Raw genomic sequence first — 17,773 nt, 5'->3', positions numbered from 1 at the left:
GAACCGGCCCCGACGCGTATCCGAGGGTGATTACTCTTCGTAAGCGTCCAGCGGCGGGCAGGAACACACCAGGTTCCGGTCGCCGTACGCCTGGTCGATGCGGCGCACCGGCGGCCAGTACTTGTCCGCGGCCGAGACGCCCGCCGGGAAGACGGCCTCCTCGCGGGAGTACGCGTGCTCCCACTCGCCACCGAGCGCGGCAGCCGTGTGCGGCGCGTTCCGCAGCGGGTTGTCCTCGGCCGCCCAGGTGCCCGAGCCGACCTTGCCGATCTCCGTACGGATGGCGATCATCGCGTCGCAGAACCGGTCGAGCTCGATCAGGTCCTCGGACTCGGTCGGCTCGATCATCAGCGTGCCGGCCACCGGGAAGGACATCGTCGGCGCGTGGAAGCCGTAGTCGATGAGCCGCTTGGCGATGTCGTCGACACTGACGCCGGTCGCCTTGGTCAGCGGACGCAGATCGATGATGCACTCGTGCGCGACCAGCCCACCGGGGCCGGTGTAGAGCACCGGGAAGTGCGGCTCCAGGCGCTTGGCGATGTAGTTCGCGGACAGCACCGCCACCTGCGTGGCCCGCTTGAGGCCCTCACCGCCCATGAGACGGACGTACGCCCAGGAGATGGGCAGAATGCCCGCCGAGCCCCAGGGAGCGGCCGAGATCGGCCCCACGCCGGTCTCGGGACCGGCCGCGGGCTGCAGCGGGTGGTTCGGCAGGTACGGCGCCAGGTGCGCGCGTACGCCGACCGGGCCCACGCCCGGACCGCCGCCGCCGTGCGGGATGCAGAACGTCTTGTGCAGGTTCAGGTGCGAGACGTCACCACCGAAGTGGCCCGGCTTGGCGAGACCCACCAGCGCGTTGAGGTTGGCGCCGTCGACGTACACCTGCCCGCCCGCCTCGTGCACCTGCGCGCAGATGTCGGCGACGTGCTCCTCGAACACACCGTGCGTCGAGGGGTACGTGATCATCAGCACGGCCAGCTCATCGCGGTACTGCTCGATCTTCGCGCGCAGGTCCTCGACGTCGATCTCGCCGTCCTCGGCGGTCTTCACGACGACGACCTTCATGCCCGCCATCACGGCGCTCGCGGCGTTCGTGCCGTGCGCGGAGGACGGGATCAGGCACACGGTGCGCCGGTCGTCGCCGTTGGCACGGTGGTAGCCGCGGACGGCGAGCAACCCGGCCAGCTCGCCCTGGGAGCCCGCGTTCGGCTGGAGGGACACCTTGTCGTACCCGGTGACCTCGGCGAGCCGCTCCTCCAGCTCCTGGATGAGCGTGAGGTAGCCCTGCGCCTGCTCGGCGGGCACGAAGGGGTGCAGCTGGCCGAACTCGGGCCAGGTGACCGGCTCCATCTCGGTGGTCGCGTTGAGCTTCATGGTGCAGGAGCCCAGCGGGATCATGCCGCGGTCGAGCGCGTAGTCGCGGTCGGACAGCTTGCGCAGATAGCGCAGCATCGCGGTCTCGGAGCGGTACTGGTGGAAGACCGGGTGCGTGAGGTAGTCGTCGGTGCGCAGCAGCCCGGCGGGCAGCGTGTCCTCGGCGGTGGCGTCCAGGGCCTCGATGTCACCGTCGACGCCGAACGCGGTCCAGACGGCGCCCACCTGCCTGCGGGCGGTGGTCTCGTCGCAGGCGATCGACACGTGGTCGGCGTCGACGAGGTGGAGGTTGACGCCTCCGTCGCGCGCGCCCGCCACGATCTCGGCGGCCCGGCCCGGCACCCGCGCGGTCAGCGTGTCGAAGTAGGTGCCGTGCACGACCTCGACCCCGCCGGCCGTCAGACCCGCGGCGAGGATCGTGGCGTACCGGTGCGTACGCCGTGCGATGGTCCGCAGGCCCTCGGGACCGTGGTAGACGGCGTACATGCCGGCCATCACCGCGAGCAGCACCTGCGCCGTGCAGATGTTGCTGGTCGCCTTCTCGCGCCGGATGTGCTGCTCCCGCGTCTGCAGGGCGAGCCGGTACGCCTTGTGTCCGTCCGCGTCCACGGAGACGCCCACCAGCCGGCCGGGCAGGCTGCGCGCGAACTTCTCACGCACCGCCATGTATCCGGCGTGCGGACCGCCGAAGCCCATCGGCACGCCGAAGCGCTGGGTCGTACCGACCGCGATGTCGGCGCCGAGTTCACCCGGCGAGGTGAGCAGCGTGAGGGCGAGCAGGTCGGCGGCGACCGTGACGACCGCGCCGAGCTCGTGCGCCTGCTCGATGACGGGCTTCAGATCGCGTACGGCCCCGGAGGCGCCCGGGTACTGGATCAGCACGCCGTTGATCTCACGCCCGGCGATCTCGGCCGGGATGCCCTCGCTCAGGTCGGCGACGACGACCTCGACGCCGGTCGGCTCGGCGCGGGTCTCGATCACGGCGACGGTCTGCGGCAGGGTGTCCGCGTCGACCAGGAAGAGGCCCTTCTTGTTCTTGCCCATGCGCCGGGACAGCGCCATCGCCTCGGCGGCGGCGGTGCCCTCGTCGAGCAGGGAGGCGCCGGAGGTGGGCAGCCCGGTCAGCTCGGCGACGACGGTCTGGAAGTTCAGCAGCGCTTCGAGCCGCCCCTGGGAGATCTCCGGCTGGTACGGCGTGTACGCGGTGTACCAGGCCGGGTTCTCCATGACGTTGCGCAGGATCACCGGCGGCGTGAACGTGCCGTAGTAGCCGAGGCCGATCATCGAGTCGAGCACCTGGTTGCGGTCCGCGAGGGAACGCAGCTCGGCCAGCACCTCGGCCTCGGTACGCGCGCCCGGCAGCTCCAGCGCCTCGGCGTTCTTGATGACGTCCGGCACCGCGGCGGCCGTCAGCTCATCGAGCGAGCCGTAGCCGACCTGCGCGAGCATCTTCGCCTGCGCCTCGGAGTCGGGCCCGATGTGGCGCTGTTCGAAGGGGATTCCCTGTTCGAGCTCGGAGAGCGGAATGCGATGGGCGGTCATTGCGGAGGCCTCCTGGTCTGACGCGACCTTCGAGGGGCACCACGACGTGGGTACCCCGACGGCCTCCCCCTCTGTCATCTCAACCTGAGAGCTTCACCGGACCGCCCGCTCGCTGCGACCCGACTTTCACCGTCGGTGAGAGCGGAGGCCTTCGACACCCGCTCTGCTTTCCAGAGTGACCTCGTCCGTGCGGTACGTGTGCCTGAGAGATTCCGGGGAGGATTTGCTCCTTCGGCGCCTCCGGTGGTGTCTGGAGGACTCTCCCGCACGGGGTCAGCAGCCGTCTGCAAGCCTACCAGCGAGGACAACGCACGAGCTTTCGAGTGGCCACCTTCCCGAATGTGCTCTTTTGTAGTGCTTACGGATGAGTTGCTAGCGAGTGGAGGGCCCGTGCAGACCGATATCGATCCGCGCAACCTGATCGGCCGCAAGGCGCTCGACCGTAACGGCGCCAAGATCGGCACGGTCGACGAGGTCTATCTCGACGACGCGACCGGCGTCCCGGAGTGGGCCGCCATACGGACGGGTCTGTTCAGCAGGGACGCCTTCGTTCCGCTGGAGCCCAGCGAACTCGTCGAGGGCACGCTGCGTGTCCCCTTCGAGCGCGCCCTGATCAGGGACGCCCCCGACTTCGGCGTGGGCCGCCATCTCTCCCCCGAACAGGAACTCCAGCTCTACCACCACTACGGCCTGGACGTGACACCCCCGCCCCCACCCCCGGACCGAGACTTCGGCCGCCTGGCGGGCACGGACGAGGGTTGACTTCTCGGATGGGGCCCAGCTGACGCGCCCCGTCAGGGGCGCGGGGCTCTGACATCATGTGGCTCCCCCGCGTGGGCGCGGCCGGCCACATTCCGCCCGCGGCGCCGATCCGACTTCACCCCCCACGGCGATCGCAAACGGTCCCCCGCACCAACGGCAACGGATCAGCCAACTCCAACGCGACATCATCCGTACGAAACGTCCGCACACGCCCCGGCTCGGAGTAAGGCGTCTCGAACCGCACAGTCACCCGCCCCAGCCCACTTCCCTGCACCCACCCGTGCCCGTACTCGGCATGCCGCACGTCATGCCCCGCGGGCCACCGCCGCTCAGCAGGCGGCACCTGCTCAGGGACCGTGTCCTGCGCCCCTTCCTCGTCCGGATGCTCCGGCACCGCCGCCTCCCCCGCGGCGGCCTCCGCCTCGGCCTCCGCTTGGGCCTGGGCCTGGGCGAACAGGTCCTCCTGCGTGTAGTCGGCGAGCCCCGAGACGCCGACCCCCAGCAGCCGTACGCCCCCGGTGGTGTCCACGGCCTCCAGAAGCCGCGCTGCGGCCTCCCGTACGACGCCTGGGTCGTCCGTCGGCCCCCGCAGCGTCTCGGACCGGGTCAGCGTCGAGAAGTCGTATCTCCGTACCTTCAGCACGATGGTCCGCCCGGACAGCCCCGCGTCGCGCAGCCGCCGCACACACCGGTCGGCGAGCCGCTGCACCTCCAGGCCGACCCGCATCCGGTCGTGGATGTCCACGTCGTAGGTGTCCTCCACCGACACGGACTTCGTCTCCCGCTCGGCCACCACGGGCCGCTCGTCATGCGCCAGCGCCATCGCGTACAGCGCGTGCCCGTGGGCCTTCCCCAGCAGCCGTACGAGCTCGTCCTCGCCCGCCTCGGCGATCTCGTCGACCGTGGTGATCCCGGCCCGGCGCAGATGGTCCCCCGTCGCGGGCCCGACACCCGGCAGTGTCCGCACCGACATGGGCCCGAGCAGCGCGCGCTCGGTCCCCGGCTCTATGACCACGAGACCGTCGGGCTTGGCCTGCTCCGAGGCGATCTTGGCGAGCATCTTGGACCCGGCGAGCCCCACCGATCCCGTCAGCCCCGTGACGGTCCGGATGTCCACGCGCAGCTTCGCCCCGGCCAGCCGCGCGGAAGCCTCGTCCCAGGCCGCTTCCCCGGCCTCCAGATCGACGAACGCCTCGTCCAGGCTCAGCGGCTCCACCAGCGGCGACAACGCCCTCAGCAGCCCCATCACCTGCTCACTGATCTCCCGGTAGAGCGTGAAGCGGGGCACGAGGTACGCGGCGTTCGGCGCCAGCCGCCGTGCCTGGGCCATGGGCATCGCCGAGTGCACCCCGAAGACCCGTGCCTCGTACGAGGCGGTGGCGACGACTCCGCGCGGTCCCAGCCCGCCCACGACGACGGCCTTCCCGCGCAGGCTCGGCTTGGCTGCCTGCTCCGCCGAGGCGAAGAAGGCATCCATGTCGAGATGCAGGATCGTGGGCGCGGTTCTCACATCTCCGATGCTGCCCTACGCCACTGACAACGCCCCTGTGGGCGTCAGACGGCCCGATTGCGCCGGCGCGCCAGCTCGTCCGTCGGGTTGTGCCTGACGAGCGTCTCGCCCGTGTCCACACGCTCCCCGTGCAACTGCGAGAGCGCACTCTCGACGTCCCGCCACACCACACCCACGGCGATCCCGAAGACGCCCTGACCGCCCTGCAACAGGGCGTGCACCTCGTCGGGCGAGGAACATTCGTAGACGGTCGCACCGTCGCTCATCAGCGTCATCCGCTCCAGGTCCCGGAAGCCGCGCTCCCTGAGGTGCTGGACCGTGGTGCGGATGTTCTGCAACGACACTCCCGTGTCGAGGAACCGCTTCACGATCTTCAGGACCACGACGTCCCGGAAGCTGTAGAGCCGCTGGGTCCCCGACCCGTAGGCGGGCCGCACGCTCGGTTCGACCAGACCGGTCCTGGCCCAGTAGTCCAACTGCCGGTAGGTGATGCCCGCGGCGGCACACGCCGTGGGACCGCGGTAGCCGATCTCCTCGGCAGCCGCCCCTCCCTCACCGGACTCACCAGACACCGCTGTCGGCCGCTGCGGAACGTGACCGGCCGCGCTGCCGTGAAGCGGGTACGGGCCGCTCTCCCCCAGACTGCGTCCGGGGGCACCCCCAGCCGTACCGTCGCCGCTGCTTCTCACGCCGACCTCCGTCCTTGACCTGCCTTCTCGACGGTAGGCAGTCACCGGGGGTGCGTCAACGATCGCCACACTCGGCACGCCGAGTGATAATCACCCTAGGAGTGGTTTCCCGTGTCCCACCGCGGGGAAAGGCTAGCCGAATGCTCTCGGAGCGGGCCGCAGCGCGCCCCACGGGCCACGGGCAATTGCCACCCCGGAATCCTGCGATCCATCGGCTCGTCACGGGCTGGACATCCCGCCCGCTCCACGAGCCCGGGTGCCCGATCGCCCACCCGAGGGCGACCGGCCCGTCACCGGTCGACCGGTCCCCTCACTGGCTGTTGGTCCCGAAGTCCTCGGGCGAGATCTGGTCGAGGAACTCGCGGAACTTCTCCACCTCGTCCTCCTGCTCGTCCGGGATCGCGATGCCGGCGTCGTCGAGCACACCGTCGCTGCCATAGATCGGCGTCCCGGTGCGCAGCGCCAGCGCTATGGCGTCGGACGGGCGGGCGCTGACCTCGACCCCGCTCGCGAACACCAGCTCCGCGTAGAAGACCCCCTCGCGCAGATCAGTGATGCGCACCTCGGTGAGCTCCTGGCCGACGGCTTCCAGCACGTCCTTGAACAGGTCGTGGGTCAGCGGTCGCGCGGGGGCCATGCCCTGCTGGGCGAAGGCGATCGCCGTCGCCTCCCCCGGTCCGATCCAGATGGGGAGGTAGCGGTCGCCTCCCACTTCACGCAGGAGCACGATCGGTTGGTTGGAGGGCATTTCGACCCGGACACCTACGACATCGAGCTCGTTCACACAGTAACCCTAGGCCGTGCCCGGGACGTTTGGGTAGTCGGGCACAGAACGGGTGGCCGATCCGGACGGCCGCCGGGCACTTCGGGTCAGGGCAGCCGTACGCCCAGCGCTGTCTGCACCAGCGCGGCGTGCAGCTTCACCGTGAGCCCCGCCAGCTCCTTCGTACGGGCCTCGGCGTGCGCCCTGGTCTGCGGATTGCGGTGGCGCCGCAACGGCGCCACCACCTGGTCCACGAGCCCCGCGTCACGGTCGGCCGCGGCCTTCATGGCACGCAAATGGCGCGGCTCGATCCCGAACCGCCCCAGCTCGACGACGAGCACGGCGACCGTCACCGCCTCGGCGTCATATGCCCCGTCCGGAAGCGGGGCGAGGAGTCCGTACGACTCCCACTCCTGAAGCTCCTTCTCGCCGATCTCGGCGGCGGCCAGCAGCTCCGCACGGCCCACACGCGCCGCCGCGGGCGCCTCGGGCTCCCCGAAGAGGTCGCCGAGCGTGAACGTCTCCCCGTCACCGGAGTCACGCTGCCGCCCCACGGACGGCAGCCGCACCGGCTCCCCACGCTCCAGAGCGTCCAGATGCTCGCGGATCACCTTCAACGGCAGATAGTGGTCCCGCTGCATCCGCAGTACGTGCCCGAGGCGCTCGACATCGGCCTGGCTGAACTTGCGATACCCCGAGGGGGTCCGCTGCGGCTCGATGAGCCCCTCCGACTCCAGGAACCGGATCTTGGAGATCGTGACTTCGGGGAACTCGTCGCGCAGCGTGTTCAGCACCGAGCCGATGCTCATCAGCCCACTGTCCGCTGCGGCGGTACCGCTCCCGGCACCGCCGCTCGGTGTTCGAAGCATGGACCTTCCTGAGGGTCCCCCCGGACGGAGTCCGGGGGAGGGTCAGATGCCCCGCTGGCTCGCGTAGAAGACCAGCCGGTACTTCCCGATCTGCACCTCGTCGCCGTTCGACAGCGGGACCGAGTCGATTCGCTCCCGGTTGACGTACGTGCCGTTCAGGCTGCCCACATCGGCGACCGTGAACGAGCCGTCCGCGGCCCGACGGAACTCCACGTGGCGACGCGACACGGTCACGTCGTCCAGGAAGATGTCGCTCTGCGGATGACGCCCGGCCGTCGTCAGCTCACCGTCCAGCAGGAAGCGGCTGCCCGAGTTCGGACCGCGGCGCACCACCAGGAGCGCCGAGCCGAGCGGCAGCGCGTCGACGGCCGCCTGCGCCTCCGGAGAGAGCGTCGGCATCTGCGTCTGGCCGGTGACCTCGGCATCGTAGGCCTCGATGCCCGAAATGGAGATCGTGGACGTGGTCTCGGACGCACGCTCCGGTACCGCTCCGGGCCGCAGCGGCGCACCGCAGTTGGAGCAGAAGCGGCTGTTCTCCGCGTTGCGGTTACCGCACCTCGTACACACCAGGGCCGACATGGACGGATCCTCCTGCCGCGGCTGCCCCCCAGGGGCATGGGACGCGTGCGGGCCGGAGGCGAACCCTCCACCCGCACTTGAGGCTGACGGTTCCCCGAAACCTATGCGTCCGGACTGGGCAGGGTCAACAGACGGCGCGCCCTGACCACCGGGAATGTCACCGACCTGGTCCCGGAACAGCGGGCGGTCGCCGCCCTGGCCCTCCGCGTCTCCATGGCGTGGTGCACGATGCCGGGCAGTCGCGTTGTCGCTGCCCTCTCCTCGTGCGCTCTTGCCGAACAACTTCGCAAACAACTTCACGGGCGATTCCCCTTGACCGAAACAGACCCGCCCGTGGGGCAGGACGAACACTGATTGAACACACCGGTCGACCCGGACATCCTCACAACGTCCGTATCCACCAGACAGTTTCCACCACGCACCACCCATTCGGTGCGCCGACCCCCCGCAACCTCATGCCCTCGCCGGACGACGCCCATGCACCCCCGGTTCACTGGGAGGACGACCGAGCGTAGTCAGGCTGCTTCGCAGCCCGCAAGGCATCCACAATGATCTTCGTCGCACGCTCCACCGTTACGGTGGCCTGCTCCTTCTCAAGAGTCTGCACCACGCCTCCGGGGATGTTGAGCGCCGGCTCGAGGTCCTGCGGCTTACCAATGACCTTGAAACGATAGGGTTGGGTGATCTTGTTCCCGTCGACGCTCACACCCTTGCCGGAGTCGGCGAGATAGGTACTGGCGACGACCCGAACACCGTTCACCTGGATCGCCTCCGCGCCGGCAGCGCGCAGTTCCTGGATCGCGTCAAGCAGCATGTCCGCCTTGACCGTCCCCTTCGTGTCGTTGATCGTCAGCGTGATGCCGGGTCCCTGCGCCGCCACCGTGCCCGCCAGAATGCCGAGTTGCTTCTCCTTCTCGGCCGTCTGCTTGCGAGCCTCCGCTGCCTGGTTCGAGCTGTTCTCCAGCTCGGTGCGCTGATCTTCGAGACCCTGCTTCTCGTCTTCTAGACGCTGCGTACGGCTGTCGAGTTCATCGAGGATCCGTACAAGATCTTCTTGACGCGCGCCGCGCAGGGCGCTCCCGCTGTCGCTGTTGGAGGCCACCTGAACCGCCAGACCGAAGCCGAGGCCGAACAGAAGCAGGGCCACGATGAGTTGCGCGCGCGTCACCCGCGGCGGCCACAACCCCTTCACGAGCCGCTGCCGGCCGGTCAGCGACGGCTCAGCCTGCTCACCGTGCTCAGGCCCCGAACTCTCGGGAGCCGCGGCCGGGACCTCTTCGGGAAGTTCCTTGCGCAGCCTGTTCTCGGGTGTCTCGCCCTCGTTGCTCATCTGCCTCACGCCCGGAACACGTGCCGACGGATCGCCGCGGCGTTGGAGAAGATGCGGATACCGAGGACGACCACGACGCCGGTGGACAGCTGCGCGCCCACACCCAACTTGTCGCCCAGGAAGACGATCAGCGCGGCGACGACCACGTTCGACAGGAAGGAGACCACGAAGACCTTGTCGTCGAAGATGCCGTCGAGCATCGCCCGCAGACCTCCGAACACGGCGTCGAGCGCCGCCACGACGGCGATCGGAAGGTAAGGCTCGACGACCGCCGGAACCTCGGGCCGGACCAACAATCCAGCCACGACTCCCACGACGAGGCCCAGTACGGCGATCACGATGTGCCCTTCTCTGTGCTCGGCTGTGCTGTACGTACGATCACACTCGGTGCGGCGGACAACTGGACGTCATTTTCGACGGAAATGGCGGTCCGGATGCCGTAGTTCTCCTGCAGGGCGTGCAGATACAGGCCGTCGGCACTGTTCTGGAACCTGGTGCTGAGCCGTTCGCCGTCCCCCACCGCCAGCACCGTGTAGGGCGGCACCAGCGGCTTGTTGTCGACCAGTATCGCGTCACCGGCGGCCCTGATCGCCGACAGTGCCGTCAGCCGCTGTCCGTTGATCGAGACGGCCTCCGCGCCGGACTCCCAGAGCCCGTTGACGACCCGCTGCATGTCACGGTCGCGGACGCGCCCGGTGTCGGAGAACCCACTGGTCTCACGGGGATTGCCGTCGCCGCCCTCGGTGGCTTCCTTGGCGTCGTTCACGACGAGTTTCACACCGGACCCGTGGACGGCGACGGCACCGGACAGGATGCCCACCAGATCGGCCTGACCGCTGCCCCCCTGCTTCTTCAACGCCTCGTTCTGCCGGGCGCTCACGTCGTCGCGCAGGGTGTCGACACCGCTCTCGAGCTTGTCCGCGGCCGCGGTCTCGCGCTCGACACGGTCGATGAGCTCCTGGCGCTCCTTGGCGACGACGGGGGCCGCTATCCGCGCGTTCGCCGCGCCCACGGTGACCACCAGGGCCGCGAGGACGAGACCGGCCGCCAGACCCAGCTTCGCCCGTACCGTTTTCGGTATGCCGCCGGTGCCCTCGGCCTCCCTACGGGCGGCAGCCTCGGCGTATCCGTCGTCGAGGCTGTGATCCATGACGTTGGTGAGCAGCGACATGGAGGCGTCCGGGCGCGTGGGGCGCGGAGGTGTGCTCCGAATGGGGGGCTGCTGCGGCATGCCGCACATCGTCGCACGTCGCGGGCGCTACCTCCGAATGGCCCCACCGGCGTGCCGGACAGGCCCCTTTGGGGGCACTTGTCCGGCACGCACGCGTGCTGTCCGTTTCAGCGACCGGCGCTGTCCACCACGGCCGCCCACTCGTCGAGCAGGGCCTCCGCGGACGCGTCGTCCGGGCCCTCCGCCCACAGATGTGTGACCGCCTCGGCGGGGTCGGGCAGCACCATCACCCAGCGTCCGTCGGTCTCCACGACCCGTACACCGTCGGTCGTGTCCACGAACCGGTCCCCGGCCGCCTCCACGACCCGGCGCATCACCAGGCCCTTGACGGCCCAGGGAGTGGCCAGATCACGCTTGAGGACATGCGCCCGCGGAATCCGCGCGTCGATCTGGCTGAGCGTGAGCTGCGTCCGCGCCACCAGCCCGATCAGTCGTACGAAAGCCGCCGCGCCGTCGAAGACGCTGCTGAACTCCGGAATGATGAATCCGCCACGCCCGTCACCGCCGAAGATCGTCGACTCCTCGCGTCCGACCCTCGTCAGATCGTCCGGAGACGTGGTCGTCCACTCCACCTGTGTCCCGTGGTAGGCCGCCACCTGCTCGGCGATCCGCGTGGTGGTCACCGGCAGCGCCACCCGCCCACTGCGCCGCTCCGCGGCCACCAGATCGAGCATCACGAGCAGGGCCCGGTCGTCCTCGACGATCCGCCCCTTCTCGTCGACGAGCGAGAGCCGCTCGCCCACCGGGTCGAAGCGCACCCCGAACGCGGCGCGCGCGGACGCCACGATCTCGCCCAGCCGGACCAGACCGGCCCGCCGCGTGTCCGCCGTCTCCGTTGGCCTGGACTCGTCGAGACCGGGATTGATGGTCAGGGAGTCCACACCGAGCTTGCCCAACAGGCTGGGCAGCACAAGCCCCGCACTGCCGTTCGAAGCGTCCACGACCACCTTCAGACCGGATTCCTTGATGCCGGTGGTGTCCACGTTCCTGAGCAGTGATCCGGTGTACGAGTCGAAGACACTGGCCGGGAAGTGCAGATCCCCGATCTCACCCGGGAACGCGCGCCGGTACTCCTGCCGCGCGAACACTCGGTCCAGCTTCCGCTGACCTCCTTGCGACAGGTCGGCACCCTGCCCGTCGAAGAACATGATGTCGACGGAGTCCGGCACCCCGGGCGTCGTACGGATCATGATCCCGCCCGCACTGCCCCTGGCGGTCTGCTGTCGAGCCACCGGCAGCGGTACGTTCTCCAGGTCGCGTACGTCGATGGCGCTGGTCTGCAGGGCCGAGATGACCGCCCGCTTCAACGCGCGGGCGCCTCGGGAGTGGTCGCGGGCCGTGGTGACGGTGGAGCCCTTCTTCAGCGTCGTCGCGTACGCCCCCGCGAGGCGCACGGCGAGTTCCGGAGTGATCTCCACGTTCAGGATTCCGGAGACACCACGGGCGCCGAAGAGATGCGCCTGCCCGCGCGACTCCCAGATCACCGAGGTGCTGACGACGGCGCCGGCCTCGATGGTCTTGAACGGATAGACACGTACGTTTCCCTGAATGATCGATTCTTCACCGACAAGGCATTCATCGCCGATGACGGCGCCGTCCTCGATCCGCGCGGCCCGCATGATGTCGGTGTTCTTCCCGATCACGCAGCCGCGCAAATTGCTGTGCTGGCCGATGTACACGTTGTCGTGGACCACGGCTCTGTGCAGGAAGGCCCCACTCTTGACGACGACGTTGGAGCCGACGATGGTGTGTTCGCGGATTTCGGCGTCCGCCTCGACCTTGGCGTAGTCACCGATGTAGAGCGGACCTCGCAGTACGGCGTCGGAGTGCACCTCGGCGCCTTCGGCGACCCACACGCCCGGGGAGATCTCGAAACCGTCGATCTCGACGTCGACCTTGCCCTCCAGGACGTCGGCCTGCGCTTTCACATAGCTCTCGTGGGTGCCGACGTCTTCCCAGTAACCCTCGGCGATATAACCGAAGACCGGCTTGCCCTCCTTCATCAGTTGAGGGAAGACATCGCCGGACCAGTCGACGGAGACGTCGGCCTCGACGTAGTCGAAGACTTCGGGCTCCATCACGTAGATACCCGTGTTGACAGTGTCGGAGAAGACCTGGCCCCAGGTCGGTTTCTCCAGGAAGCGCTCGACCTTGCCCTCTTCGTCCACGATGGTGATGCCGAATTCAAGGGGATTCGGTACACGCGTCAAGCAGACGGTGACCAGCGCACCCTTTTCCTTGTGGAAATTGATGAGGTCGGTGAGATCGAAGTCGGTCAGGGCGTCACCGGAGATCACTAGGAAAGTGTCGTCCTTCAGCGCCTCTTCGGCGTTCTTGACGCTCCCGGCAGTACCGAGTGGCTTCTCCTCATTGGCATAAGTGAGCTCCATACCGAGCTCCTCGCCGTCACCGAAGTAGTTCTTGACCAACGAGGCCAAGAACTGGACAGTAACCACGGTCTCGTTGAGCCCATGCCTTTTGAGCAGCCGCAACACGTGCTCCATGATCGGGCGGTTCACCACCGGCAGGAGCGGCTTGGGCATGCTTGAGGTCATAGGGCGAAGGCGTGTGCCTTCGCCTCCGGCCATCACGACGGCCTTCATGTCGGAAGCGTCCTCCTTGAAGAGACGACGGTCTAGCCGACTTCACCCGTCCTGATTGTCCCGCAGTTTTCGAGTGCGGGCCATCCGGGCGCTTCAGCTGCCCCATCGGGCCGAGCTCAATCGGCCATGGCGTCCGCCCTGAGAAGCCGGCGGACCTGGACCACGTAGAGGACTCCTGCCCACCAATAGAGGGTTGTACCCCACCCGGCGAACGCCCATCCGAAAATCGCGGCGAGTGAGGCGAGCCATCCACTTCCGTCGCTGAGCAGCAACAGAGGGAAGGCGTACATCAGGTTGAAGGTGGCAGCCTTCCCGAGGAAGTTCACCTGCAGCGGCGGATAGCCGTGACGCCGCAGGACAGCCACGACCACCAGCAGAACCAACTCGCGCGCCAGAAGTACAGCCGTCAACCACAGCGGCAGAATCTCGCGCCAGGTGAGCCCCACAAGAGTGGACAGAATGTAGAGCCGGTCCGCCGCGGGATCGAGCAGCCGGCCGAGGCTGCTGATTTGGTTCCAGCGCCGCGCGAGCTTCCCGTCCAGATAGTCACTGATGCCGCTCAGCATGAGCACGAGCAGGGCCCAGCCGTCACTCTTGGGACCACCGAACTCGGGCCGGAGGATCAGCCACAGGAAGACGGGCACGCCGACGAGGCGCGCCATGCTGAGGATGTTCGGGATGGTGAGGACCCGGTCCGTCTGGACGCGGGTCTCCTGGACCTCCACCCGGGGGCCTCCTGTGGGAAACGAGCCAATGATGCCCCCTGACCTTACCCGCAGCGCTCACGTCGGAGCGCGGAGGGGTGCAGGAGCCACCGCGAAAAAAGACCTGGGCCCGAACGCAGAAAACCCCCGTACCGATATCCCGGTACGGGGGTTCCCATAAAATTAGCTCGGCGGCGTCCTACTCTCCCACAGGGTCCCCCCTGCAGTACCATCGGCGCTGTGAGGCTTAGCTTCCGGGTTCGGAATGTAACCGGGCGTTTCCCTCACGCTATGACCACCGAAACACTATGAAACTGTAACTACCGCACCATTGCCGTGGCCCGACAACGGGGTTGTTCGTGGTTTCAGAACCAACACAGTGGACGCGAGCAACTGAGGACAAGCCCTCGGCCTATTAGTACCGGTCACCTCCAGCGGTTACCCGCCTTCCAGATCCGGCCTATCAACCCAGTCGTCTACTGGGAGCCTTAACCCCTCAAGGGGGTGGGAATACTCATCTCGAAGCAGGCTTCCCGCTTAGATGCTTTCAGCGGTTATCCCTCCCGAACGTAGCCAACCAGCCATGCCCTTGGCAGGACAACTGGCACACCAGAGGTTCGTCCGTCCCGGTCCTCTCGTACTAGGGACAGCCCTTCTCAATATTCCTACGCGCACAGCGGATAGGGACCGAACTGTCTCACGACGTTCTAAACCCAGCTCGCGTACCGCTTTAATGGGCGAACAGCCCAACCCTTGGGACCGACTCCAGCCCCAGGATGCGACGAGCCGACATCGAGGTGCCAAACCATCCCGTCGATATGGACTCTTGGGGAAGATCAGCCTGTTATCCCCGGGGTACCTTTTATCCGTTGAGCGACGGCGCTTCCACAAGCCACCGCCGGATCACTAGTCCCGACTTTCGTCCCTGCTCGACCCGTCGGTCTCACAGTCAAGCTCCCTTGTGCACTTACACTCAACACCTGATTACCAACCAGGCTGAGGGAACCTTTGGGCGCCTCCGTTACTCTTTAGGAGGCAACCGCCCCAGTTAAACTACCCATCAGACACTGTCCCTGATCCGGATCACGGACCCAGGTTAGACATCCAGCACGACCAGAGTGGTATTTCAACGACGACTCCACACGGGCTGGCGCCCGCACTTCACAGTCTCCCACCTATCCTACACAAGCCGAACCGAACACCAATATCAAACTGTAGTAAAGGTCCCGGGGTCTTTCCGTCCTGCTGCGCGAAACGAGCATCTTTACTCGTAGTGCAATTTCACCGGGCCTATGGTTGAGACAGTCGAGAAGTCGTTACGCCATTCGTGCAGGTCGGAACTTACCCGACAAGGAATTTCGCTACCTTAGGATGGTTATAGTTACCACCGCCGTTTACTGGCGCTTAAGTTCTCAGCTTCGCCACCCCGAAGAGTGACTAACCGGTCCCCTTAACGTTCCAGCACCGGGCAGGCGTCAGTCCGTATACATCGCCTTACGGCTTCGCACGGACCTGTGTTTTTAGTAAACAGTCGCTTCTCGCTGGTCTCTGCGGCCACCCCCAGCTCAGAGTGCAAGACTCATCACCGGTGATGGCCCCCTTCTCCCGAAGTTACGGGGGCATTTTGCCGAGTTCCTTAACCATAGTTCACCCGAACGCCTCGGTATTCTCTACCTGACCACCTGAGTCGGTTTAGGGTACGGGCCGCCATGAAACTCGCTAGAGGCTTTTCTCGACAGCATAGGATCATCCACTTCACCACAATCGGCTCGGCATCAGGTCTCAGCCTTAATGTGTGACGGATTTACCTATCACACGGCCTACACCCTTACCCCGGGACAACCACCGCCCGGGATGGACTACCTTCCTGCGTCACCCCATCACTCACCTACTACAGGTCTGGTCCGTCGGCTCCACCACTCCCCTTTGCCCGAAGGCTCCGGGGCGGCTTCACGGACTTAGCATCGCCTGGTTCGATGTTTGACGCTTCACAGCGGGTACCGGAATATCAACCGGTTATCCATCGACTACGCCTGTCGGCCTCGCCTTAGGTCCCGACTTACCCTGGGCAGATCAGCTTGACCCAGGAACCCTTAGTCAATCGGCGCACACGTTTCTCACGTGTGTATCGCTACTCATGCCTGCATTCTCACTCGTGAACCGTCCACCACTGCCTTCCGGCGCGGCTTCACCCGGCACACGACGCTCCCCTACCCATCACAGCCTCCGTTGGGAGTATTGCTGCAATGACACGACTTCGGCGGTACGCTTGAGCCCCGCTACATTGTCGGCGCGGAATCACTAGACCAGTGAGCTATTACGCACTCTTTCAAGGGTGGCTGCTTCTAAGCCAACCTCCTGGTTGTCTCTGCGACTCCACATCCTTTCCCACTTAGCGTACGCTTAGGGGCCTTAGTCGATGCTCTGGGCTGTTTCCCTCTCGACCATGGAGCTTATCCCCCACAGTCTCACTGCCGCGCTCTCACTTACCGGCATTCGGAGTTTGGCTAAGGTCAGTAACCCGGTAGGGCCCATCGCCTATCCAGTGCTCTACCTCCGGCAAGAAACACACGACGCTGCACCTAAATGCATTTCGGGGAGAACCAGCTATCACGGAGTTTGATTGGCCTTTCACCCCTAACCACAGGTCATCCCCCAGGTTTTCAACCCTGGTGGGTTCGGTCCTCCACGACCTCTTACAGCCGCTTCAACCTGCCCATGGCTAGATCACTCCGCTTCGGGTCTTGAGCGCGCTACTAAATCGCCCTATTCGGACTCGCTTTCGCTACGGCTTCCCCACACGGGTTAACCTCGCAACACACCGCAAACTCGCAGGCTCATTCTTCAAAAGGCACGCAGTCACGAGGCAAGCACAAGTGCTTGCCCGACGCTCCCACGGCTTGTAGGCACACGGTTTCAGGTACTATTTCACTCCGCTCCCGCGGTACTTTTCACCATTCCCTCACGGTACTATCCGCTATCGGTCACCAGGGAATATTTAGGCTTAGCGGGTGGTCCCGCCAGATTCACACGGGATTTCTCGGGCCCCGTGCTACTTGGGTGTTTCTCAAACGAGCCGTTGACGTTTCGACTACGGGGGTCTTACCCTCTACGCCGGACCTTTCGCATGTCCTTCGCCTACATCAACGGTTTCTGACTCGTCTCACGGCCGGCAGACCGTGAAAGAGAAATCCCACAACCCCACATACGCAACCCCTGCCGGGTCTCACACGCATATGGTTTGGCCTCATCCAGTTTCGCTCGCCACTACTCCCGGAATCACGGTTGTTTTCTCTTCCTGCGGGTACTGAGATGTTTCACTTCCCCGCGTTCCCTCCACTTGCCCTATGTGTTCAGGCAAGGGTGACAGCCCATGACGACTGCCGGGTTTCCCCATTCGGAAACCCCCGGATCAAAGCCTGGTTGACGACTCCCCGGGGACTATCGTGGCCTCCCACGTCCTTCATCGGTTCCTGGTGCCAAGGCATCCACCGTGCGCCCTTAAAAACTTGGCCACAGATGCTCGCGTCCACTGTGCAGTTCTCAAACAACGACCAACCACCCATCACCCCGAACCTTCCGGTTCGAGTGCACTGGGGCCGGCACTGAAGGCAGCCAACAATCGGCCGTACCTTCAGACACCCAACAGCGTGCCCGGCATCCCCGCCACCCATGATCAGCTTTCCACGCCCCGAAGAGCAGTACTCACAGCCTGAGATGACCGAAAATGCCGAATAATCAACGTTCCACCCATGAGCAACCACCGTCGAACATTTGCCGACGTAATGGCCCTGGACCACCGGGCAAGCCCGGCAGC

Annotated in this window: 12 protein-coding genes, 2 rRNA genes and 1 riboswitch; of the genes, 1 reads left to right on the top strand and 13 read right to left on the bottom strand. The window is 66.2% G+C overall.

The annotated features are described in order from the left end of the window. Positions 1 to 30 precede the first annotated feature (30 nt). Entirely contained in the window at positions 31 to 2,916 is a 2,886-nt protein-coding gene (gene gcvP, locus OG568_RS40445) for an aminomethyl-transferring glycine dehydrogenase (RefSeq protein ID WP_329535088.1), read from the bottom strand. Between the two features lie 180 nt (positions 2,917 to 3,096). After that, a riboswitch (glycine riboswitch) is annotated at positions 3,097 to 3,192 on the bottom strand. Positions 3,193 to 3,306: 114 nt separating this feature from the next. Here gcvP and OG568_RS40440 point away from each other — a divergent pair. Then, positions 3,307 to 3,678: a PRC-barrel domain-containing protein gene (locus OG568_RS40440; RefSeq protein ID WP_266580912.1), complete on the top strand. Its 372-nt coding sequence runs from the start codon at positions 3,307 to 3,309 to the stop codon at positions 3,676 to 3,678. A 115-nt stretch (positions 3,679 to 3,793) separates the two neighbouring features. Here OG568_RS40440 and OG568_RS40435 read toward each other — a convergent pair whose 3' ends face one another. From OG568_RS40435 to OG568_RS40380, 12 genes are all read right to left on the bottom strand, one after another. Continuing rightward, positions 3,794 to 5,188 (bottom strand): DNA polymerase IV, encoded by a 1,395-nt coding sequence (locus OG568_RS40435; RefSeq protein WP_329535087.1) that lies wholly within the window; start codon positions 5,186 to 5,188, stop codon positions 3,794 to 3,796. A 44-nt stretch (positions 5,189 to 5,232) separates the two neighbouring features. Then, a complete protein-coding gene (locus tag OG568_RS40430; RefSeq protein WP_266580916.1) occupies positions 5,233 to 5,877 on the bottom strand; it encodes a MerR family transcriptional regulator in 645 nt (214 codons plus the stop codon). Positions 5,878 to 6,187: 310 nt separating this feature from the next. Further along, positions 6,188 to 6,661 carry a bifunctional nuclease family protein gene (locus tag OG568_RS40425; RefSeq protein WP_006123076.1) on the bottom strand — a complete coding sequence of 158 codons (474 nt, stop codon included), beginning with the start codon at positions 6,659 to 6,661 and terminating at the stop codon, positions 6,188 to 6,190. Between the two features lie 86 nt (positions 6,662 to 6,747). Next, positions 6,748 to 7,509, bottom strand: a complete 762-nt coding sequence (gene ftsR / locus OG568_RS40420; protein ID WP_329535086.1) for a transcriptional regulator FtsR — start codon at positions 7,507 to 7,509, stop codon at positions 6,748 to 6,750. Between the two features lie 42 nt (positions 7,510 to 7,551). Beyond that, on the bottom strand, positions 7,552 to 8,517 hold the full coding sequence (locus OG568_RS40415) for an FHA domain-containing protein (RefSeq protein WP_266580920.1): 966 nt from the start codon (positions 8,515 to 8,517) through the stop codon (positions 7,552 to 7,554). 61 nt (positions 8,518 to 8,578) lie between these two features. After that, on the bottom strand, positions 8,579 to 9,418 hold the full coding sequence (locus OG568_RS40410) for a DUF881 domain-containing protein (RefSeq protein WP_266580922.1): 840 nt from the start codon (positions 9,416 to 9,418) through the stop codon (positions 8,579 to 8,581). A 5-nt stretch (positions 9,419 to 9,423) separates the two neighbouring features. Beyond that, positions 9,424 to 9,756: a small basic family protein gene (locus OG568_RS40405; RefSeq protein ID WP_003988855.1), complete on the bottom strand. Its 333-nt coding sequence runs from the start codon at positions 9,754 to 9,756 to the stop codon at positions 9,424 to 9,426. Then, positions 9,753 to 10,658 carry a DUF881 domain-containing protein gene (locus tag OG568_RS40400; RefSeq protein ID WP_329535085.1) on the bottom strand — a complete coding sequence of 302 codons (906 nt, stop codon included), beginning with the start codon at positions 10,656 to 10,658 and terminating at the stop codon, positions 9,753 to 9,755. The genes OG568_RS40405 and OG568_RS40400 overlap by 4 nt, the downstream gene beginning before the upstream one ends. Before the next feature lie 98 nt (positions 10,659 to 10,756). Beyond that, positions 10,757 to 13,252 (bottom strand): mannose-1-phosphate guanyltransferase, encoded by a 2,496-nt coding sequence (locus OG568_RS40395; RefSeq protein ID WP_266580926.1) that lies wholly within the window; start codon positions 13,250 to 13,252, stop codon positions 10,757 to 10,759. A gap of 116 nt (positions 13,253 to 13,368) precedes the next feature. Continuing rightward, positions 13,369 to 13,977, bottom strand: coding sequence for a CDP-alcohol phosphatidyltransferase family protein (locus OG568_RS40390; protein WP_329370578.1), 609 nt, complete (start codon positions 13,975 to 13,977; stop codon positions 13,369 to 13,371). Between the two features lie 165 nt (positions 13,978 to 14,142). Next, a 5S ribosomal RNA gene (gene rrf / locus OG568_RS40385) occupies positions 14,143 to 14,259 on the bottom strand. Between the two features lie 92 nt (positions 14,260 to 14,351). Further along, positions 14,352 to 17,471, bottom strand: a 23S ribosomal RNA gene (locus OG568_RS40380). Positions 17,472 to 17,773 lie beyond the last annotated feature (302 nt).

Source organism: Streptomyces sp. NBC_01450, from assembly GCF_036227505.1.
Lineage (GTDB): Bacteria > Actinomycetota > Actinomycetes > Streptomycetales > Streptomycetaceae > Streptomyces.
This window is presented reverse-complemented; position numbering and strand designations above follow the sequence as displayed.